Source organism: Saccharopolyspora griseoalba (genome assembly GCF_042665275.1).
Taxonomy (GTDB): domain Bacteria; phylum Actinomycetota; class Actinomycetes; order Mycobacteriales; family Pseudonocardiaceae; genus Saccharopolyspora; species Saccharopolyspora griseoalba.
This window is the reverse complement of the sequence record NZ_JBHTCJ010000022.1, coordinates 1-18662: the sequence shown is the minus strand read 5'-3', so window position 1 is coordinate 18662 and position 18662 is coordinate 1. Positions and strand designations below refer to the sequence as shown.

Below are 18662 nucleotides of genomic sequence, written 5' to 3'. Positions count from 1 at the left end.
AAAAGATTGACTAGCTTGGGGCTAGTCAATCGGCCACACTGGGGTGTGTCCGTCGCTGCGCTCTGGGAGGTGTTGTGTCCGCTGCTGACGACTCGTCGACCTCAAACAGTCGACGACGCATCCGCCACAACGGCGGCCGTCGTAAACAGATCTACGTGCGCGTTACCGAAGACGAGCACGAGAAGCTCGCCGCGCGTGCTGCTGCCAGCGGATTGACCGTGCCGAGCTATCTCGCGCTTGCTGGGATGCAGAGCCTCGCTGCTGGCGCTGACGGCCCGTCGATGACGCCGCCGCAAGCGCGTGCACTGGTGGCTGAGCTGTACGCGGTGAAGCGCATCTTGCGCGGTTCGTCGACGAACCTGAACCAGCTGACCAAGGGTGCGAACGCCACGGGCGAGATCCCGCCGGAAGCCTGGCATCACGCCGAGCGAATCGCGCGCATGGAACAACGCTTGGACGACGTGCTCGCCTCGATCGCCCCGGAACTGAAGCCGCGGACATGATTACGAAGGTCAGCCCGAAGCGCGGGTCGCGGACACGTGGCCTGCTGGAATACCTGTGGGGCCCGGGGCGGCACAACGAGCACACCAATCCGCACATGGTGGCGGCTTGGGATGAGAGCTTCCTGCAGCACGAGCTCGACTCCTTCGAGCGTGGCTTGCTGGCCCGTGAGATGGAGGCGCCGCTGCGTCTGTTTGGCCGCGAACCCGGCGGGCACGTCTACCACACCTCGGTGTCCATCGACGCGCCCGACGGCGAGCTGACCGACGAGCAGTGGGCCGAGGTCGCCCGTGCCGGCGCCGAGAAGCTCGGCTTCACCGATGAGGACGGTCAGGCGGCCGTGCCGTGGATCGCAATGCGGCACGGCAAGTCCACCAACGGCAACGATCACATCCACTTCGTGGCGTCGCTGTGCCGCGAGAACGGCACCGTTCCGGACATCCGCGGCGACTACGGCAAGTGGCGCGAGGTGCGCGAGCACTTCGCCGCAAAGTGGGGACTGCGGACCGGCCGCAGCCGCGGTGCGGGGATGCCGGGTGTCACCCGCGCGGAACTGGAGTCCGCGCAGCGGCAGGGCCGGAACGAGCCCGCGCGGACGGAGCTGGCGCGCGAGGTCCGCGGCGCGGCCGCCGGTGCACGCACCGAGGCTGAGTTCCTGCAGCGGCTGCGCCGGTCCGGGGTGTTGGTCGGTGCCCGGTGGGAGGACGGCAAGGAGCTGCCGGTGGGCTACAGCGTCGCGCTGAAACCGCCCACCGGCGAAAAGCCGGTGTGGTTCGGCGGCGCGAAGTTGGCCGAGGACCTCTCGCTCGGCTCGCTGCGCACGGCCTGGCCCGAACCCGGGTCCGAGCAGGCCGCCGACGACCGCCGGGCATGGCACCCGACAGGCTGGCGGGACATGCCAACCGGTCGTCAACTGGCGAACCGTCGGCTGCGGGCGGAGGCATGGGATGAAGCCGGGCAGCGCATCGCCGAGATGCGCACGCGGCTGGAGCAGATCGAGCCCACCGATGCCGCGACCTGGAGCAGCGCTTCCCGTGAAACCGCGGGCGTGCTGGCAGCTCTTGCGCACCGGGTCGAGCCCGGCCACCGCCAGCAACTGTCGCGCGCGGCAGACGCACTCGCGTCGGCCGCGCAGACCGCCGAGGAGGAGCCGGATCCGCCCCGCGTCGACGTGCTGGCGCCGATGGCCGGCGTCGCGCGCGCAGTCGCCGATGCCGCCCTGGTCTCGCACAGCGGCCCGATCGCGATCGCGACCGTGACGATGCAGTTGGGCCGCCTCGTGCAGGCCCTGGAGCGGGCGCACGAGCTCGCAGGACGGAAGGAGCAGGCGGAGCGTTCAGCGCGGGCGGCCGCGGAGATGTTGGAGCACATCCGCCGGACCCCGTCGCCGCAGCAGCTCCAGGCCGAAGCGCAGCGCGAGCAGGAACAGCGCGAGCAACAAGAACGCCAGCAGCGTGAACAGCAGGAGCAGCGCGGCGAGCAGCCGCGAGGTGGCTTGACCGAGCGAAGGGATGAGGGACGTGATGGTCGGTAACGACGAGACGACCGAGGCGGTCGGCACGACGTCCAGGAAGATCGCCGTGTATGCCTCGATGGCGCTGTCCGCCCTCGAAATGGGGATGCAGCTGCACGCCCGGCGTGCCGAGCGCGCAGCCCGCGAGGCCGAAGAGCAGGCTCGGGCGCTGCAGCAGCGGCTCCGTGCCGAGCGAGAGCTGGCCGCGGCCAGCTGGCGCCGCCTGCGAACCTTGGAGGGCGACCCCCGCGAGCTCGGCCAGGCGCTGGCCTCTGCTGCCGTGTGGGCACCGTTCGACACGCGCGCCGCGCGAGCTCTTTCCCAGGTCCAGCGGCGCCTCGGTGCGGCCGGCGTGCACTGGCAGCCCGACAACGAGCACCAGCGCACCAGCGACGACTACGCCGCCCTGATGCTGCTACTTCAGCGAGAAGAAGAAACGCGCGGTACCAGCGCAGGAGCTACGGACTCGGGCCCATCGCTGGCGGAAACGTACTCCAGCGGTGACCCAGTCCAGGACCTGCAGCTGCAGCGTGTGGCCGCCGCTCTCGATGAGGACGAGGCCGAGCAGGTACTGCACTCTGAAGGCTGGGGCGCCCTGCAACAGAGCATGGAACGAGCGGCCGAAAACGGGTACAGCCCGGAGCTGCTGCTGGCCCACGTCCGACGGCAGCGGCCACTGGACTCCACCGATGCTGCCGGGCACGCACGGGACGTCGGAGCGGTGCTGCACTGGCGCATGGAACGGCACCTCAACACCCACCCCGAGCCCGACAACATCCTGACCCCAGAGGCCTTCGAGGCGCAGCAAGACCGCGAAGCCAGCGCACGTGCCGCGACCCCGTCAGCCGACCATGCCGCGGCCGAGCCCGCCGCGGTCGAGGTGAAGGAACCGGCCTTGGTTCGCGATGCAGCGGAGCTGGTTGCGCGGTCCCAGTTCGGCTCCACCTCGATGCTGCAACGCAAGCTGCACGTAGACATCGCTGAAGCCGAGCAGCTGATGGATGCGCTGCAGCATCGCGGGATTGTCGGTCCCAGAGAGGGGTCGCTGGCGCGGGAAGTGTTGGCATCACCGGCAACCGTGGAGCTGCACCTCGACGGTGCTCCCCCCTCGCCGAGCGGGCCGCCGAGCGGTGAAGCAGAAGCAGCCCCTGACGGCGCGAGCACCGAGCGACCGGAGGGGGCCGAGCCCGATGTCGTCGAGATCGAACCGGACAAGCACGGCTCGCGTATCCACGTCGACCCCCAAACCGCGGAGGCCACCGAAGCAGTCGAGCACGGCGAGCCCGAGCGGTGGGCTGATGGGTCCGAGGCCGCACGGCTCGCTGGGCAGGCAGCCCCCGATGACCTCGACCTGACTCAGCAGCCGCGGCCCGAGTCCGCGGCTGAGAGCGACGGTGCTCGGCACCCTCGCCACCGGCCGTGGATGAACCGCTTGCACGGCCACGAGCGCGACAGGTAGATCGCGGGAACACACGCACCGCGCCCCTCGGGAATGATTCCCGAGGGGCGCGGTGCGTTCGTGGGTCGACCAGGTCGGGTCAGGATTCTGGGGCGGTGCCCCAGGTGCCGGCGGGAGCGCGCTCCACCGGCAGTTCGGGGTACTCACCCACGTGACCGTCCTTGGGATGGCACTGGCTCATGGGCGAGCGATCGCGGTCGACCAGTTCGGCCCAGTGCGGGCCGAAATGATCGCGCCACCACACGCTCATCCCCGTGGTCGCATCAAGACGCAGCCCTTCCCACGACCGCCACAACGCGTCGAGGCGGCTGATCACCTCGGGGTGCTGCCACCACTGCGGACACCAGCAGTGGTCGCCGGTGAGCTTGCGCCGGATGATCGGAGCGAACCAGCCGATGACCCACTCCTCAACGGAGGAGTACAGCGGTTCTGGTTGATCAGACTCAGCGTCCTCACCACCGTTGTCGTCGGCTTCGATGAGCGCTTCGTCCCATTCGTCGGTCATCAGGCTGCCCCCTCTGCGTCATCGTCATCGTGACCCGGGTCGTAGCGGGCCAAGCTGTAGCGGATTCCTCCGGCGTGCGGTCCGGTCATCCACGCACGCGGTGCGAGCAGGATCGGTCGTGACCCGGACAGGAACGCGATCATCCTGTCGCGCTGGAGGGCTTGCAGTTCGCTGACGTCGAGGATGCGGCGTTCCCGCACTGAGCTCGACTTCGAGCCGCCGCCGGAGCGGTCGACCGACACCGACCACACGGTGTCGTCGTGCTGGCCGATCAACTTCGAGAGCCGTTCGAGGAACTCAGCGTCGGCCGAACCGCCGCCGTAGATTCGGACGTTGGCGGCGTCCCAGATCTTCTGGATCCCCGAGCGGCCCCAGGCCTCCGCGCCTTGCTCCCAGCTCTGCAGGATGATCTTCAGCGGAGCTCCGCGCGATCCGAGATGGGAAACGAGATCGGGCAGATCGCGGATGCGGACTACGTTCGCGGCCTCATCGAGGATCGGCAACAGCGGTGGGTCGATGCGTGCACCAGGTGAATGAGCCCCGATTTCGTTGACGACTTCGAGGATGTCGGCGCTCATGGCCGCGGTGAGCGGACCAGCAGAACCCACGCCCTCCCGGGAGAGGAGGAAGGCGGTGTCGCGCGAGCGCACGAAAGCGTGCGGGTCGAATTCCGGACGGTCCTCCCCGTCCGGTGGTGGGGAGACCCACTGCAGAACAGTGGGTTCTTCCAGGCACTTCAACAACTTCAATGCGGAGGCGAAAACACCCTCTCGCTGCTTCTCCGGGGCGTCGACCAGGGACTGCAGCTTGACGGCGAGGAGTTGGTCACCAGCGTTTTCCAGGTGGGTGACGGCCTTTTCAGCAGCGCGGTGATTGGCGCACCAGGTGTAGACCTCGGTCAAGGTGAGGCCGGCACGGGCAGCAGCGAGCATCGCGTACGAGCACAAGTTCTCGCCTTCGCCATCGAAATAGGCATCGGTCTTCGCGTCCGGGCCACGGGAGTTGGCGGCGAAGTGGCTCACCAGCTCCGCGGCGCGACGAGGTCCGGTGACACGCCGAAGCGGGTTGTACCAAAAGGACGGCTGGGCGTCGGCAATGCCTTGCGGGTCGAACACCCAGCAGGTTCCGAGCTGCTCGCGCACTCCCCGGGTGGCGTCGTGGATGTCGCGCTTATTCGAGGTCGCCAACACAGGGCCTGGGGCCTCGACGATCTGCGGGATGACCTGCGCGGTCGACTTCCCGGTCCGGGGCCCGGCGATGACCACGCTGACGTCTTCCCAGCTGGAACGGATCTCGGTGTTGCTGGGCAATGCGTCGCCGACCAGCATGCCGTGGTCGGCTGGGTCGTTGCTGATCGTGGAGGAAGGACGCAACCGACGGGCCGACGCAGCAACGCCCTCGGGAGCGTAGGCCGCGAAGTCGTCGCGTGTAGCCAGGTGCGGGGTAGCGGCGTCGACGCGCTTGCGGCCCTTCCGTCGCCGTGCGATCTGCAGCCCGACCAGGATGGCGGGGGCGGCCAGGACGAGCACGAGTCCGGCCAGGGCGAGCCACCCGGCGGTGCCGGGCCAGGTGGCGGTGCCCAGCGCCAGGTCGACCACCGTGGTCAGCGGGGTGCCGCCGGTCCAGCCGGTGCCGGCCATGAGCCCGCCGAGTCCGGCGGCCAGCCACACCAGCAGCGAGCCCGCCATGTAGGCGCCGATGGCGGCCAGGGGCAGCATCGGGTGACCGGGCATGCCGGGCTTGCTCGTGCTCATTCCTGCCACCTCCGGTTCGTGTCGTGCACCCCGGCGCGCCGCTCGGCCTCGGTGAGCATCACCTGCGTCGGGATGCCCGGTCGGCTTCCGACCTTGATCAGGCACTTGCCCTGCCCCGGCGGGGGCTCCGGGGTGCCTTCGTCGTGGTTCCACGCCCCGGGCGCCGACCACTCGGTGAGACGGCGGCGCTCGGCATGGGAATGGGCGATGATCTGGCCCAGGTCATCGACCTCCCGGCGCGGGAGCCCGAACTCCACAACGGCACCGGCGCGTTCGATGAAGCCGCGTGCGGCGGCCCGGTCTTCGGGCCGCTCGGCGGTCTCGGCATCCAGTGACGAGTGCGTGATGTAGGCGCACGCCGTTGCCCATTCGCGATTGATGCGGGTCATCTCGTCGAGGCGCTCGACGAGCCCGTGCCGCAGTACCCGCCAGAGCTCGTCCATGATCACGAAGAATCGGCGCTGCGGGCCCTGGCCGGCGTCGGCGAGCTTGTTCGAGGCCTCGATCGCGCCGAATCCGTGGTTCCAGCTGGCCAGGAGCACGGCCGCGGTGAGGCGCTTGTCGTGCAGCGGCAGTGCGCTGACGTCGATGCACACCGCCGTCGCGGAGGCGTCGATGTGCACCGTGGAGGGCTTGGAGAAGACGTCGCCGAACGCGCCGTCGCAGGTGGCCAGCAAGCTCAGGTGCAGCGGGTCGACCGCGGACCGGTAGGCCTCCTCCGAGCCGCGCGCGAGGGTGTAGCGCCGCAGTTCCTCCGGGCCTTCGTCGAGCAGGGCGATCAGGTCGTGCAGCAGCGGCGCTGGGTGGCCTTCGAAGCGTCGATCGAGGATGCGGATCGCGGCCGAGAGGATCGTTTCTTCGTGGTCGCTCACGCGGGTGCCGCGCACGAGCTCGACCAGTGAGGCGACCATGTGCAGGCGACGCCCGTGGACCTCGGCGCGCACCTGGTCGGCCGCGCGCTCGGACAGCTGCGGGATGATCTGCCCGAGCGCCCCGACATCGAGGGGGTTCAGGGAGCCCAGGCCGCGGCCGAGCCGCAGCACCTGGCCACCGAGGGCGCGCACGACGTCGACGTAGTCCGGCCGCAGGTCACCGAGCACCAGGGGCGTGACGCCCTGGGCAGCCGCCCCGATGACCTGGCGGCGCACGAACGTGGACTTGCCGAGCCCGGGCTTGCCCAGGATGTACTCGATGGGGGTGCTGATCAGCTGGGCGCGGGAGAACCAGCTGATCGGGTCGAAGCACACCGCTGCGCCGTTGTCGGCGTGCTGTCCGATCGGGGTGCCGATCGTCGGCGCGCCGGAGGCGACCCCGAAGGGCCACAGCCCGCAGGCCTGCACGGTGGTTGCCCGCCACATCGGTGGGGCCTCCACATAGGAGGCCCGCCCGGCAAGTGGCCCGCGGAACCCGGTTCGGGTTGGGGCGATGGTGCTGGTCATGTGCTCACTCCCCCTCAAACAGGCCGCCCAGGGTGGCCAGAGCTTCGGGCTGGATCCCGAAGCCGAGGCCAATGGCGAACGCTGCGGTCTGGCCGCCGTAGACGCGCCGCAGCCGCAGCCGCGAGGCGGCCGCGCTGTTGTGCAGCGTGGCCTCGGCGGTACGGAGCTGGTCGGTATCGAGCACGGTGGCCGTGGCGATCAGGCCGAAGGACACGAGTCCGGCGCCGGAGGCTTCCTCGTCGGTTTGCTGCATCGCGGCGCGGACATCGGACTCGTCGCGGGCCTGCATGGTCCGGCGCTGTGTGGCGTTGCTGCGCGCGTTGCGCAGGTCGCGCTCGACGATCGTTGCCGCGGTGCCCGGGTCGTGCGGCCGGTAGTGCAGCACCACCCGCTTGCGGGTGAAGTCCGGGTGCGGAGCCAACAGGTCGGACAGCACGCTGGAGAGCACCGCGCCGCGCGGGGCTTCCTCCATCGCCTCAACGACGCTGATGCCGCCGCCGTGCAGGTAGCGGTCGCGCTTTTCGACGGCGACTCCTGCCGGGCCAGCGGAGGTCCAGCTGATGTCTGCTTGCCCCCGCGCGCGGTCGAGGTCGTCGGCCTGCTCGGGGTTGTAGGCCACGAAGGTGGCCTCGGCGAGCTGCTGGACGGTCATCGGCCGCGCCGAGCCCGCACCGGTCAGCGCCAGGTCCCGGCCCAGGGCAGGCAGGCGCGCGCCGATCTCGGCGGCCATCTCGGCCAGATCACGCGGCTTGGCTCCCTGGGTTGCCTGCGACCGCCAGGTGATGGCCACCCGGGTGTGCACGGCCGCGGCCGCGGCCGGGTAGTCGGCGGCGGCCTCGGCGAGCACCTGGCTGGCCAGGTCGGGGCTGTCGGGGCTGGTGATCCGGTCGACCTCGGCGGCCAGGCGCTGCCCGGAGTCCCCGGCGGTTTCGACCGTCACCTGCACGCTGTCGAGGCTGGGCACCTGGCTGAGCCGGGCCAGCCAGTCGCCCCAGCCGGCGACCCACTGGTCGACGGTGTCCTGATCAACCAGCGAGGAGCCCTCGGAGTCGACGCGCAGGACCGCGGTGCACTGCCCGGTACCGGTGTGTTCGAGCAGGCCGAACTCGCGGCCGTAGGAGTCCTGGGCCTCGTGCAGGTTCGTGGCCGCAAGCAGCCCGGGCAGCCGGTGCGTGGAGCCGGGGACCACACCGAGAGGACCCGCCAGGTGCAGATGCTGACGGCGGCGACGACCTCGCTGGAACGCCAGATTGGCGATCAGCAGGGAGTAGAGGGTGCGGCCGCGCACCCGCAGGGCCAGCGGGGCCAGGACCAGCACCCCAAGGCCCAGCAGGCCCCAGCCCAACGGGAGCGAGATCATCATGACCACGAAGCTGGTCAGCAACCAGGCGAACGCAGTCATGGTGGCGCCCAGGCTGAGCCCGAACAGCCCGAAGGACTTGGGCTTGCGCCAATTGCCGTAGCGCGGCTCGGCGGCCGCCGCGGCGGCCCGGGTGTCTTCGATGGTGTTGGTCATGACTTACCTCCCTGCGAGCCCTGCGAGCCGCTGGGCTGATCCTGGTCATTGGGTCGAGAACCGCGGTCGGCGGCGGACTGCGCTGCCTTTTTGCCTGCAAGACCGACGGCGGCCACCGCACCGACCGGTCCTGCGGCGGCCGTGGCCGCCCCGGCGGTCTTGGTTGCGGCGGCGGTCTTGGCCGTCGACGCACCGGTCGAGCCGCCTGCGCCGCTGGGCGAGGTCAAACCGGGCCGGTGGCCACCGCCGCCGCCACCGCCTCCGGAGCGGCCCGCACTGCTGCTGCCGGAGCCGGAGCTGAGCATCCGCGCGCCGGAAGCGGCCGCCTGGCCGGCGGCCATGCCTGCGCCGCTGCTGCCACCCGAGCCGGTGAGTCCTTCGACGTGCGGGGTGATCACGCGCATCAGCGCAGGCATGGCGCAGGAAGCCAGCACCACCATGAAGATCCCGGCGAGCTGCGCGTTGGGGTCATCGGCGCTGATCGTCCAAAAGCTGGCCGCGTAGACCACGGCCGCGGTGGGCTTGAACAGGACGAACGCGATCATCCAGGCGAGGATCTTGTCCAGGGTCTTTTTGCCCGCGCCGCCGCCGATTCCGGCCGCGGCCGCCAGCGGCAGCACCCCGGCGCACAGAACCAACATGCCCGCGCGCACGAACATCAGCGCGGCCTGCACGAACGCGGCAATGAGGGCGATGAGCGCGAGGATGATGATCAGGGTCTGACTCGCCCCTGGTGTGCTGCTGAACAACAGGTAGCCGCCGACCGCGGCGCCGAGATCCTTGCCTGCGGCGCGGTGGATGATCCAGGTGCTGAAGGCATCACCGGCCTGGACAGCGAGGCTGAGCCCGGCGGTGCCCGCTGTGGACAGCAGGATCCAGCGGCCCAGGCCCTGGCCGGTTTCGCGGAGTTGCTGGCCGCCGTTGTCGGCCAGCGCGAGTTTCGCTGCGCCGATCAGAAGGCCCAGGAACCCGAAGATGAACATGTACCAGGCCAGGTGGTGCTGGATCTGGGCCACGGGGCCTTGCGTTGCCGAGATCCCGGGCGTGGGGATGTGGACCCACCAGGTCCACAGGTAGCCCATCATCTTGCCCATCGCGTCGAGCATGGCGTCGGCCATGCCCTGCATCCACTCGTTGAACGCCTTGCCTGCGGCGCTGCCTGCGGCTTGCCCGATGAGGTCGCCGGCCTGCATGGCCGGGTTGGTTGCGCAGACCATCATCATCTCGGGCTTGTCGCACATGGCCATGTCAGTTCACCCCTGCCGAGAACGGGGTGTAGTAGCTGAGGTCAGCCAGCTGGGTCGCGCCCGGCGAGACCGCGCCGTTGGGTTGCAGTTCGAGCTTCCAGTCGCCCTCGGACCAGCGGACGGTGACCGTGGTGCCGACCAGGCCGCCGTTGGCCGCGCGGCTGGCCAGCTGGATCACTGCCTCGTCCGGGGTGTAGGTGACGAACCGGAACCCGGCGAACTGCGACCGCGCGGAGCCGAGGTCATCTCCGGCCGACGAGCGCGCCTTGATGTAGGCGTCCCGGCCCGGCCCGGGGAGAACCTGGTGCTCGGTGACCTGCCGCCATCCATCGCCGGGCAGCACCAGGTAGCGGGTGCTGATCTGCATGGACGCCAGCAGCGCACCGACCGGGGAACGCTGGTAGTCCGCGGCCACCGCACCCCCCTGCATGCCCGGCCCGGCTTCCTGGGAGATCGGCAAGGCGATGCCCTGGACGACTTCCCAACGCACCTGCGGGGCCCTGGTCGGCAGTGCCTGGTTGCCCTCCACCGGGCTATCGGTCGACGGAGCCGGAGCGCTCGGCCGGGACGGGGGAACTGGCCGCGGACTGCTCGACTCGCCGCCGGTGACCGCGACGAACACCGCGACCGCGGCGATCACGACCAGGAACACGATCGCGGCGATACCGGTGATGCGCCGCCGCCGACGGCGCTGCTGCTGCGGCTGCTGGTCAGTGGTGGTCATGAGAACGTCGCCACCCCCGCCAGAATCCCGGTGATGTTGGTGGCGATGATCGCGCCCGCCAGCGGCTTCCAGAGCCCGGCGACTGCGTGCCCGCCGCCGTGCGGCGTGTTGTGCTCGATGGCCATCTTCCCGGCGATCCAGGCGGTACCGGCGAAGCAGACCGCGAAGACGCCCCAGAGCACCCAGCGCAGCATCGTCATGACGCCGCCCGCGCCGGGAGGGGCAACGGGGGCACCAGGATTCGGGATGGACGGTGGTGCTGGCGCCTGTGCCAGCACGTCGACTGCAGTGGTCAACAACATGATCAGCTGTCCTTTCGGGTGAGCTCGGCAAGATCGTCGGCGATGCCGGCGGCTGCCCGCGGGAGGTTTTCCGGCGTGGGCCGGTGATTGCGCCACTCGGGCACCCACGGCGCCCGCCAGCAGCGCGGATAGGCCGAGGCCACGACCTTGGCGAGCTGTCGCATCTCGCGGCTGGGGCGCCGGTCGAGATCGGGCACCAGCACCAGGCCGAGGACCTGGACCTGCGGCGGGATCAAGGCGCACACGACCTGGCGGGCGAAGTCGCGGGCGTGTTCCAGGCCTTCGCGGTGGGTGCGCGTGACCGCGACCGCGTAGGGCGACTGGGCCGGGTGACCAGACGGCATGTACCTCCGGGCGTCACCGGCCGCCGGCCAGGCCGCGGTCAGCGTGGATACGCCCGCGCCGCCATGCAGCCCGACCAGCCAAAACTGCGGATCAGGGTTCCCGGCGTCCGGATGCCGCGGAATCAGCCCGGGCCAGGTCGGGACCTGGCGCCAGGTCGGAGGCGGCTGCACTCCGGCCAAGCCCGCCTGGGTAGCGGCCACCTCCGCTGCGGAGCGGCGGCCCGCTGCCCACCGGAACGGCGCGAGCGCCGCCGGGGCTGGAGAGAACTCATTGGTCGTCACACGCCCATACTAGCCCATAAAGGGATTCAAGCAACCACAAACGACCTTAAAGGTTGTTAAACGTCGCCAAGTGGCTCTATGGTGTGCCTGACGACGCCGCCCCTACCCGCAGGGGCGAGAATGACCAACGTCCGTGAGGTCGATTGAGGAATGAGCTGGCGAGATGAGCGAGCCGCCCGAGGAGGCGAACCCCGAACTGCCGATGACCGCGCAGCGCTGGCGCGCCGCCGTCGCGGACATGCCCGAACTGCTGACCACCAAGGAAGCAGCCCTCGTACTGCGCATGACCGAGAAAACGGTGCGGAACTTGGCCTCGGGCGGGCACATCAACGGTGCCTCCCGGCTGGGCAAGGAGTGGCGGTTCAGCAAATCGGCGCTGCTCGATCAGCTGCAGATCCGCGACCCCGCCGAGGAGGGCGAAGGCAGCACTGGCGAGCAGTAGCCGCCGCGCTGCTGGCCGCTGGAGCGGCCGCCGGGTGCGCCGCAGAGCCCACCGCGCCGGTGCCCCCGGCGGCCGCCCCGGCCCCGAGTAACCCTCCGCAGCAGGCCCGCGAGGTCTGCACCCAGGCGGCCATCGCCTGGCTCTCGCCGGACACCCGCACCGACTCCGACCCCTCGGCCGCCCGGCTGCGCGCCGCCGAACGCTGGGGCACCCCCGCGCTGCAGGCCACCACCGCCAGCGCCCCGCCCGCGCGGCCCACGTCCGAATGGCGCGAATGGAACGCCCACCATGCGCGGATCTCCGCGCATGCGGTGCCCTACATCGGAGACGCGCCACCCCCGGCTGACCACGGCCGGCACTACGCGGCCGTGCAGATCGCGCGCACCGCGATCGGCACTGGCGGTTGGCAGCAGCAGCTGCCTGAGGTCACCGCCTACTGCACCACCAGCACCGAGCACGGTTCCGTGCTGGTCGACCAGCTGCAGATCACCCAAGCGGGGCAGCCGTGATGTCGCGCAACGGCGGTCTCGGCTGCGCCCTGGTCGGTTTCCTGGCCGTGCTCATGGCCGGCGTGCTCCTCGTCATGGCCGTCGGCGCCGCCCACCAGCAGGCCCAGGCCACCGGCGGCATCGGCACCGTCGGCGCCGGAGCACGCCTCAAGCCCGGTGCGGTACCGGAGAAGTACGTCCCGCTGATCGAGAAAGCCGCGCAGACCTGCCCGGAGATCACCGCTCCCCTGCTCGCGGCCCAAATCCAGCAGGAATCCGGATGGGACGAAAACGCCGTCAGCCCCGTCGGCGCCCAAGGGCTGACGCAGTTCATGCCCGCCACCTGGCAATCCTCCGGAGTGGACGGTGACGGCGACGGCGTGCGCGACCCGAACAACCCCGCCGACGCCATCGCCTCCCAGGCCGCCTACATGTGCGACCAGGTGGCCCTGGTGCGCGAACACGACGTGCCCGGCGACGTCGTCGACCTCGCCCTGGCCGCCTACAACGCCGGTTTCGGCGCGGTGCAGAAGTACAACGGCATCCCGCCCTACTCCGAGACACAGAACTACGTGCGCCGGATCCGCGCAATGACCGCCGAGATGTCGATGCCCGCCCCGCAGCCCGGAGGCGGTGCCCCTGGTGGCTGGGTCACCCCGGCCGAGGGCCGCTGCAGCAGCGGCTTCGGGGCCCGGTGGGGCGAGTTCCACAAGGGCCAGGACATCGCAGGCCCGATCGGCACCCCGATCCTGGCCGCCTCGGCGGGCACCGTGATCGCTGCCGGACCCGCCTCCGGCTACGGGCTGTGGGTCAAGATCCAGCACCCCGGCGGCGTGATCACCGTCTACGGGCACAACAACCGAAACCTCGTCGAGGTCGGCCAGCAGGTGGCCGCTGGCCAGCAGATCGCCGAGATCGGCAACCGCGGCGAATCCACCGGCCCGCACCTGCACTACCAGGTCGAGCAGAACGGCGAGCCGGTCAACCCCGTCAGCTTCCACCAGCAGCACGGCGCCGCGCCGCTGTGCGGATGACCTCTGGAAGGAGACCGAGCATGAGTGGGTGGTGGATTCCGAATCCGCGCAGCGCGCGCGGCGTCCCGATCGCGGCCACCGCGACCGCCGTGGCCGTCGCAGGCTGGGCCGCCACCGCCCACCAACTACGGCGGTGCACACGCCAGCTCGCCGAGACCCAGCGCGACCCCGTCACCGGTCTGCTGACCCGCGCCGCGTGGGAGCACGCCGCCGCCCGCATCTGGTGCGCCCGATCCGGGCTGGCCGGAGTCATCGATCTCGACGACTTCAAGCAGGTCAACGACACCTACGGCCACCAGGTCGGCGACGCCGTGCTCCGCGTGGTCGGCCACCGGCTCACCCGTTGTCTGGATCAGGTCGCCGTCCTCGGCCGCCTCGGCGGCGACGAACTGGCCTTCGCCACCCGCACGCGGCGGGGGCTGATCCAGCCTGAGGCGCTGCAGGCAGCCCTGTCCGCCCCGATCCACCTCGGCGACGCGCTGACGCTGAAGGTCGGCGCGTCGCTGGGCATCAGCGCCGCCCCCGCGTTACCCGACGCGCTGGCCGCCGCCGATGCCGAGATGTACCAGGCCAAACGCCGCACGAAACAAGTGAGGAGCTGAGCATGCCCGTCAAGACACATTGGACGATCAAACACAGCTGCGGGGACGTCGAGGAGCGCGATCTCAGCAGCAAACCGGCGCACAAGCGCGCGACCCTGGCCGCCTGGCTGGCCAAGAAGGACTGCACCGACTGCTGGCGCAAATCCCAGGGCATGGAGCCTCGGATGAGCACCGAGGAATGGAAGGCGCACAAGCGCGCCGAGGAGGCCGAGGCCGCCGAGCAGTGGGCCACCGACAACCAGATGCCGCCCCTGGTCGGCACCGACGGACAGGTCGCGTGGGCTGCCCGCCTGCGGCATCAGGCGATGCGCGGCCTGTATGCCTGGGCCGTCGAGGAGGACAACGCGGCCGAGGGCTTCGATCCCGCCGAGGAAACCGCCCGCAGCCTGGACCGAGCAGGCTGGTGGATCGACAACCGAGACGAGATCACCGAGCCCGAAACCCTGCTCGAACTGCTGCACTCGGCCGCGACCGACGACGGCGTGATCTGCGAAAACACCTTCTAAGGAGTACCCGTGCACAGCACCATCAGCGAAGAAGTCATGCGCCAGGCCCTGAGCACCGGCGAGGCCGCCGCGCTGCTTCCCGAAGGCACCCCCGGGCCGGTGCACTACGCCGACCAGTGGTGGGTCATCCCCCGCGGCCACGCCGACTACCAACCCGCCGAGGACGCCGAAGCCGAGCGGCTCGATCAGCACGCTCAGCGGCTGATCGCCAGCGTCCGCGCCACCAGGAACGGGGGGAGGTCATGACTCCCCGCGACTTCGCCGAGAAGGCGCTGCTGGGCACCCTGCTGACCGGGCCCGCGCAGATCCGCTCCCTGGACTGGCTGCAGGCCGAGGATTTCCGCTCCCCGGCCCACCAGCACCTCTACCGCGTGCTCTCCGAGATGGTCGCCGAGCACGACGCGGCCGAGCGCGACGAGGACGGCGAGGACTTCGACTTCCACCGCGACGTCCTCGGCGACGACCTGGTCGTCGGGGGCGTCGCCTACGACTCGACCGTCTACGAACTCGTCGACGGCGAGATCGTCGAACGCAGCGAGCAGGACAAGATCGCCCAACACGCCCGGCGGATGCGAGAACACCACGAGGTTCCGGGTATTGACCCGGTCACCGTGCTGCAGCGGCTCCAGGCCGACCCCGACCCGTCGGTGCAGCGCAACACCACGCTGACCGCGCCAGGGCTACACGATCTCATCGCCGCGGCCCCGCCGATCCACGCCGCGCAGCCCGAGGCCTACGGCCAGATCGTTCTCGAAGCCTCCATCCGACGTCAGGTACAAGCCGCCGGCATCCGCGTCGGACACGCTGCCGAAACCAGCAGCGACCTCGCCGGAATGCTCGACGTTGTCGAACACGCCCTGACCGAAGTCGACGACGCCCGCCGCCGGTGGGACGGGCTGGCCGACACCGCGCCGCAGACCGAGGCCGCCACGCGCCCCGAGCGCGCCGCGCGCGACCCGCTGCTGGCCGACGGCCCCCGCCTCGATGCCAACGCCCAGCACGACGCGGAATACGGCCTGGTCGCCGAAGTCCTCGCCGACCCCTTCGTGCTCGACGAGCTCGCCGACCGTGTCCAGCCACGCGACTTCGGCGACCAGGAGCTCGGCAACACCTTCCGCGCCGCCAGCGCCGTGCACGCACAGCGGTTCAGTACCCACACGCGCGTGGATGCCGTGACCGTGGCCTGGGAGCAGCAGCGCCAAGCACCGAACCACGGTGACGGCCTGGAGATCGACGAACTGGCCGAACTCGGCCACAGCATCCCGCTGGGACGCGACCACGCCCACCACTGCGCCGAAGGCGTGCTGCGGGGCTCGCTGGAACGCCTGACCGCCACGGCCTCGGAGTCGGTCACGGCTGCAGCCCAGCATCCCGGGCTGCAGCCCTCGGATGTGCTGCACACCTCCAGCAGCGCGCTCGAAGGGGTCCTGCACATGGCCCGACGCGCAGCGAGCCCTGCCGCCCAACTCGCGCAAACAGCCCAGCCCGGCCACTCCCCCACAACCCCGCGAGCACCGAGCTCGGCGCAGCAGCCCTGTGCCGCGATTCCGCTGCACAAGCCCCGGCATCGAACTGCCGAAAACGGGAGGTGACACCGATGCCAGCCACCACCGCCTCGCGCGGCGAGAGCTTCGGAGCCGTGCTCCGGCGGGCGGCCCGCCGCGCCTGCACCGCACTGCAGGCCGCTGTCGGTCCTTCAGCGGCACCGAACTTCACCCGCATCGAGGCCTACGCGAACGGCGAGCGCGAACTGGAGCTGTTCGTCTACACAACCGACGAACAGCACTGGCGCCGTCGGCTGATGCAGTTTGAAGCCGCGCTCGGCCAGGCTCTGAGCACCGTCGATCCCCACGCCCCGATCCCGAGCACCCTGCGGAAGACCAGCGGTTACGGGCGCTGGATGCGGTTCCAGCGCTGGCGCATCCCCGCACCCCACGGTGCTCGCGTGATCGTCCCGCTGGCCGAAGTCCTCGCCGTGGCCCACGACCTCGGAATCGGCGACGACACCCACGTGACCTCGAACTCGATCCGGAAGGACGGATGATCATGACCCAGCAGATCCCGGTCGGTGACCTCGTGACCTCGTTGCAGGACACCATCGCCGAACAGCAGGACACCATCGACGAACTCACCGCCAGCGTCGCCCGGCACGAAAAGCAGATCGCCGCGCTCACCGCGGCCATGCGCCAGGCCGGCATGACGGTCCCGGACCTCGACCGTGAGGAGTGAGCGTCATGGCCAAGCCAGCACGGCGCTCCCCCGAGCAGGCCCGCGCCGCCCGCGACGAGAAACTCAACGCGGCCCACCAGCAGATCAGCGAGTACGTCGACAACATCACCACCGGCGACGACTGGGCCCGGTGGCTGGCCGTGGCCAGCAAGTTCAGGTCGTACTCGTTCAATAACATCATCCTGATCGCCCAGCAGCGGCCCGATGCCACCAAGGTCATGGGCTACCGCCAGTGGCAGGACCTCGGACGCCAGGTCCGCAAGGGCGAGAAGGGCATGACCATCCTCGCCCCGAAATTCGCCATCACCGGCTGGCGCGAGAAGGACGGCACGCTCGTCGACAACGGCAAGCCAATCAAGAAAGACCAGGTACCCCACGGCGCGAAACCCGTCCGGAGCATGGTCGGGTCGCTCCCGGTCAAGGTCTTCGACGTCACCCAGACCGAAGGCGAGCCCCTCCCTCAGCTGCCGATCCCCAACCCCGTCTCGCTCGACGGTCCCGCGCCCGAGGGCCTCTACGACGGCCTGGCCAGCATCGCCGAGAACAACGGCTTCACCCTCACCGCCGAACCGTCGATGCAAGGCGAGGACGGCTATACGTCCTTCCTGGACAAACGCATCAACATCACCCCAGGTCAAGCGCCCGCGCAGGAAGCGCTCACGCTGGCCCACGAGGTCGGGCACATGCTCATGCACGACCCCGCCAACCGCGACCCCGACGAACCCGGCCACCACCGCGGCATCGGCGAAGTCGAAGCCGAATCAGTCGCCTACCTCATCGCCGACCACTTCGGCTACGACACCAGCGACAACTCGTTTCCCTACGTCGCCGGCTGGGCCGGTAAGGACAACCCCGCCGACGTCGTCCGCGCCACCGCCACCAAGGTCGTCGGCACAGCCGGGCAGATCATCGACGACATCCAACCGCCCACAGCAACACCCGAGCACGACCCCGAAGCCTTGCACCAGCGCTCGGCCGCCACACACCACGCCGCGGCCGCGATCAACGACAACGCCCGCACACCCGAACCAGCCGCCGAGACGAACACGCCCCGGTCCGCCGCCCAGCTCGCCCAGCAAGCGGCGACCAGCGCGCCACCAGCAACCCGGCCAACCAGCGCCGCCGAGGCAACCCGGCCCCGGGCAAGCCTGGCCAGCGGCCACGACCGCACCGAGCTGCACCGCTGAACCTCGGGCGCACGAAAGAAGCACCGTACGAGGGTTTCCGACGGTTGATGCGGCCGGTCGCGTCCCACGACGCGAGCCGGTGCGGCATCATCCGGTGCGAGCTCCGCGGGCTCGCGCAACAAAGAAGTCCTCCCGGCCACCAGGTCTGGCCGGGAGGACTTCTTCTTGTTCAGGCGCCTCGTACGTCAGGCGCGTGATCAGTGCGTGTCGAACTCGCCGTTCCGCACGCCGAGGAGGAATGCCTCCCACTCGGCGGGGGTGAAGTAGTGCGCCGGCTTGCTGCGGTCCTTCGAGTCCCGCAGCCATCGGCCACCATCAGCGGCGAAGCCGACCTCGACACAGTTTCCTTGCTGTGCGCTGAAGCTCGACTTCCGGAACTCGACGTCCCGCAGCACGTCGAGCTGCTGGTCATCCACGTCTCACACCTCCTTTCGTGCCCGCTGCAAGATTGCTCGTGAGTCTTCCTGGGTTTCGGCGAGCGCTTGCAGGCGGGTGATCGCTCTGTCGTAGAGGGCGATCTCCTCGGGGTCTTCGTGGTAGCGGCCGCCGAGGAGAACTTCCTCGTAGACGACCCCAGGATCGCCCACC

At 70.1% G+C, this 18662-nt stretch carries 22 protein-coding genes and 1 pseudogene; 13 read left to right on the top strand and 10 right to left on the bottom strand.

Annotated features, from left to right (window positions below):
• The first annotated feature begins 74 nt into the window (after window positions 1-74).
• From ACFQRI_RS26410 to ACFQRI_RS26400, 3 genes and pseudogenes are all read left to right on the top strand, one after another.
• Window positions 75-503 carry a plasmid mobilization protein gene (locus ACFQRI_RS26410; protein WP_380673255.1) on the top strand — a complete coding sequence of 143 codons (429 nt, stop codon included), beginning with the start codon at window positions 75-77 and terminating at the stop codon, window positions 501-503.
• Window positions 500-2035 (top strand): relaxase/mobilization nuclease domain-containing protein, encoded by a 1536-nt coding sequence (locus ACFQRI_RS26405; protein WP_380673253.1) that lies wholly within the window; start codon window positions 500-502, stop codon window positions 2033-2035. The genes ACFQRI_RS26410 and ACFQRI_RS26405 overlap by 4 nt, the downstream gene beginning before the upstream one ends.
• Before the next feature lie 874 nt (window positions 2036-2909).
• Window positions 2910-3098, top strand: a pseudogene (locus ACFQRI_RS26400) (DNA translocase FtsK); the annotation flags it as partial.
• A gap of 454 nt (window positions 3099-3552) precedes the next feature.
• On the opposite strand, the gene ACFQRI_RS26395 reads toward ACFQRI_RS26400, so the two are convergent.
• From ACFQRI_RS26395 to ACFQRI_RS26360, 8 genes are all read right to left on the bottom strand, one after another.
• Window positions 3553-3978, bottom strand: a complete 426-nt coding sequence (locus ACFQRI_RS26395) for a DUF4913 domain-containing protein (RefSeq protein WP_380673251.1) — start codon at window positions 3976-3978, stop codon at window positions 3553-3555.
• Window positions 3978-5732 (bottom strand): type IV secretory system conjugative DNA transfer family protein, encoded by a 1755-nt coding sequence (locus tag ACFQRI_RS26390; protein WP_380673249.1) that lies wholly within the window; start codon window positions 5730-5732, stop codon window positions 3978-3980. Before ACFQRI_RS26390 ends, ACFQRI_RS26395 begins: the two co-directional genes overlap by 1 nt.
• Window positions 5729-7090 carry a hypothetical protein gene (locus ACFQRI_RS26385; protein WP_380673247.1) on the bottom strand — a complete coding sequence of 454 codons (1362 nt, stop codon included), beginning with the start codon at window positions 7088-7090 and terminating at the stop codon, window positions 5729-5731. The genes ACFQRI_RS26390 and ACFQRI_RS26385 overlap by 4 nt, the downstream gene beginning before the upstream one ends.
• A gap of 85 nt (window positions 7091-7175) precedes the next feature.
• Window positions 7176-8687, bottom strand: a complete 1512-nt coding sequence (locus ACFQRI_RS26380; RefSeq protein WP_380673245.1) for an SCO6880 family protein — start codon at window positions 8685-8687, stop codon at window positions 7176-7178.
• Window positions 8684-9934 carry a hypothetical protein gene (locus ACFQRI_RS26375; RefSeq protein WP_380673243.1) on the bottom strand — a complete coding sequence of 417 codons (1251 nt, stop codon included), beginning with the start codon at window positions 9932-9934 and terminating at the stop codon, window positions 8684-8686. Before ACFQRI_RS26375 ends, ACFQRI_RS26380 begins: the two co-directional genes overlap by 4 nt.
• A gap of 1 nt (window position 9935) precedes the next feature.
• Window positions 9936-10658, bottom strand: a complete 723-nt coding sequence (locus tag ACFQRI_RS26370; RefSeq protein WP_380673241.1) for a DUF8175 domain-containg protein — start codon at window positions 10656-10658, stop codon at window positions 9936-9938.
• Window positions 10655-10858, bottom strand: coding sequence for a hypothetical protein (locus ACFQRI_RS26365; RefSeq protein WP_380673239.1), 204 nt, complete (start codon window positions 10856-10858; stop codon window positions 10655-10657). Before ACFQRI_RS26365 ends, ACFQRI_RS26370 begins: the two co-directional genes overlap by 4 nt.
• 104 nt (window positions 10859-10962) lie before the next feature.
• On the bottom strand, window positions 10963-11586 hold the full coding sequence (locus ACFQRI_RS26360) for a DUF6668 family protein (RefSeq protein ID WP_380673237.1): 624 nt from the start codon (window positions 11584-11586) through the stop codon (window positions 10963-10965).
• Window positions 11587-11749: 163 nt separating this feature from the next.
• On the opposite strand from ACFQRI_RS26360, the gene ACFQRI_RS26355 reads away from it, so the two are divergent.
• Genes ACFQRI_RS26355 through ACFQRI_RS26310 form a run of 10 tightly spaced genes read left to right on the top strand, consistent with a single transcriptional unit; the run spans window position 11750 to window position 18074 of the window.
• Window positions 11750-12028, top strand: a complete 279-nt coding sequence (locus tag ACFQRI_RS26355; protein WP_380673235.1) for a helix-turn-helix domain-containing protein — start codon at window positions 11750-11752, stop codon at window positions 12026-12028.
• Window positions 12029-12087: 59 nt separating this feature from the next.
• A complete protein-coding gene (locus tag ACFQRI_RS26350; RefSeq protein ID WP_380673233.1) occupies window positions 12088-12537 on the top strand; it encodes a hypothetical protein in 450 nt (149 codons plus the stop codon).
• Complete coding sequence (locus ACFQRI_RS26345; RefSeq protein WP_380673231.1) at window positions 12537-13550, top strand: peptidoglycan DD-metalloendopeptidase family protein; 1014 nt, start codon at window positions 12537-12539, stop codon at window positions 13548-13550. The genes ACFQRI_RS26350 and ACFQRI_RS26345 overlap by 1 nt, the downstream gene beginning before the upstream one ends.
• 20 nt (window positions 13551-13570) lie before the next feature.
• Window positions 13571-14152, top strand: a complete 582-nt coding sequence (locus ACFQRI_RS26340) for a GGDEF domain-containing protein (protein ID WP_380673229.1) — start codon at window positions 13571-13573, stop codon at window positions 14150-14152.
• Window positions 14153-14154: 2 nt separating this feature from the next.
• Complete coding sequence (locus ACFQRI_RS26335) at window positions 14155-14658, top strand: hypothetical protein (protein WP_380673227.1); 504 nt, start codon at window positions 14155-14157, stop codon at window positions 14656-14658.
• 9 nt (window positions 14659-14667) lie between these two features.
• Window positions 14668-14904, top strand: coding sequence for a hypothetical protein (locus ACFQRI_RS26330; protein WP_380673225.1), 237 nt, complete (start codon window positions 14668-14670; stop codon window positions 14902-14904).
• Entirely contained in the window at window positions 14901-16250 is a 1350-nt protein-coding gene (locus tag ACFQRI_RS26325) for a DnaB-like helicase N-terminal domain-containing protein (protein ID WP_380673223.1), read from the top strand. Before ACFQRI_RS26330 ends, ACFQRI_RS26325 begins: the two co-directional genes overlap by 4 nt.
• A 5-nt stretch (window positions 16251-16255) precedes the next feature.
• Complete coding sequence (locus ACFQRI_RS26320) at window positions 16256-16702, top strand: hypothetical protein (protein ID WP_380673221.1); 447 nt, start codon at window positions 16256-16258, stop codon at window positions 16700-16702.
• 2 nt (window positions 16703-16704) lie between these two features.
• Window positions 16705-16887 carry a hypothetical protein gene (locus tag ACFQRI_RS26315; RefSeq protein WP_380673219.1) on the top strand — a complete coding sequence of 61 codons (183 nt, stop codon included), beginning with the start codon at window positions 16705-16707 and terminating at the stop codon, window positions 16885-16887.
• Between the two features lie 5 nt (window positions 16888-16892).
• Window positions 16893-18074: an ArdC-like ssDNA-binding domain-containing protein gene (locus tag ACFQRI_RS26310; RefSeq protein ID WP_380673217.1), complete on the top strand. Its 1182-nt coding sequence runs from the start codon at window positions 16893-16895 to the stop codon at window positions 18072-18074.
• 197 nt (window positions 18075-18271) lie between these two features.
• Here the strand turns inward: ACFQRI_RS26310 and ACFQRI_RS26305 are convergent, their stop codons facing one another.
• Both ACFQRI_RS26305 and ACFQRI_RS26300 read right to left on the bottom strand, forming a co-directional pair.
• Entirely contained in the window at window positions 18272-18490 is a 219-nt protein-coding gene (locus ACFQRI_RS26305) for a DUF397 domain-containing protein (RefSeq protein WP_380673215.1), read from the bottom strand.
• 3 nt (window positions 18491-18493) lie between these two features.
• Window positions 18494-18661: a Scr1 family TA system antitoxin-like transcriptional regulator gene (locus tag ACFQRI_RS26300; RefSeq protein WP_380673315.1), complete on the bottom strand. Its 168-nt coding sequence runs from the start codon at window positions 18659-18661 to the stop codon at window positions 18494-18496.
• Window position 18662: the final 1 nt, after the last annotated feature.

Bases quoted from the DNA above. Each gene is read 5' to 3' on its own strand.
- ACFQRI_RS26405 (WP_380673253.1), top strand. From the start codon at position 500: ATGATTACGAAGGTCAGCCCGAAGCGCGGGTCGCGGACACGTGGCCTG.
- ACFQRI_RS26395 (WP_380673251.1), bottom strand. From the start codon at position 3,978: ATGACCGACGAATGGGACGAAGCGCTCATCGAAGCCGACGACAACGGT.
- ACFQRI_RS26390 (WP_380673249.1), bottom strand. From the start codon at position 5,732: ATGAGCACGAGCAAGCCCGGCATGCCCGGTCACCCGATGCTGCCCCTG.
- ACFQRI_RS26385 (WP_380673247.1), bottom strand. From the start codon at position 7,090: ATGTGGCGGGCAACCACCGTGCAGGCCTGCGGGCTGTGGCCCTTCGGG.
- ACFQRI_RS26380 (WP_380673245.1), bottom strand. From the start codon at position 8,687: ATGACCAACACCATCGAAGACACCCGGGCCGCCGCGGCGGCCGCCGAG.
- ACFQRI_RS26375 (WP_380673243.1), bottom strand. From the start codon at position 9,934: ATGGCCATGTGCGACAAGCCCGAGATGATGATGGTCTGCGCAACCAAC.
- ACFQRI_RS26370 (WP_380673241.1), bottom strand. From the start codon at position 10,658: ATGACCACCACTGACCAGCAGCCGCAGCAGCAGCGCCGTCGGCGGCGG.
- ACFQRI_RS26365 (WP_380673239.1), bottom strand. From the start codon at position 10,858: ATGACGATGCTGCGCTGGGTGCTCTGGGGCGTCTTCGCGGTCTGCTTC.
- ACFQRI_RS26355 (WP_380673235.1), top strand. From the start codon at position 11,750: ATGAGCGAGCCGCCCGAGGAGGCGAACCCCGAACTGCCGATGACCGCG.
- ACFQRI_RS26345 (WP_380673231.1), top strand. From the start codon at position 12,537: ATGTCGCGCAACGGCGGTCTCGGCTGCGCCCTGGTCGGTTTCCTGGCC.
- ACFQRI_RS26340 (WP_380673229.1), top strand. From the start codon at position 13,571: ATGAGTGGGTGGTGGATTCCGAATCCGCGCAGCGCGCGCGGCGTCCCG.
- ACFQRI_RS26335 (WP_380673227.1), top strand. From the start codon at position 14,155: ATGCCCGTCAAGACACATTGGACGATCAAACACAGCTGCGGGGACGTC.
- ACFQRI_RS26325 (WP_380673223.1), top strand. From the start codon at position 14,901: ATGACTCCCCGCGACTTCGCCGAGAAGGCGCTGCTGGGCACCCTGCTG.
- ACFQRI_RS26320 (WP_380673221.1), top strand. From the start codon at position 16,256: ATGCCAGCCACCACCGCCTCGCGCGGCGAGAGCTTCGGAGCCGTGCTC.
- ACFQRI_RS26315 (WP_380673219.1), top strand. From the start codon at position 16,705: ATGACCCAGCAGATCCCGGTCGGTGACCTCGTGACCTCGTTGCAGGAC.
- ACFQRI_RS26310 (WP_380673217.1), top strand. From the start codon at position 16,893: ATGGCCAAGCCAGCACGGCGCTCCCCCGAGCAGGCCCGCGCCGCCCGC.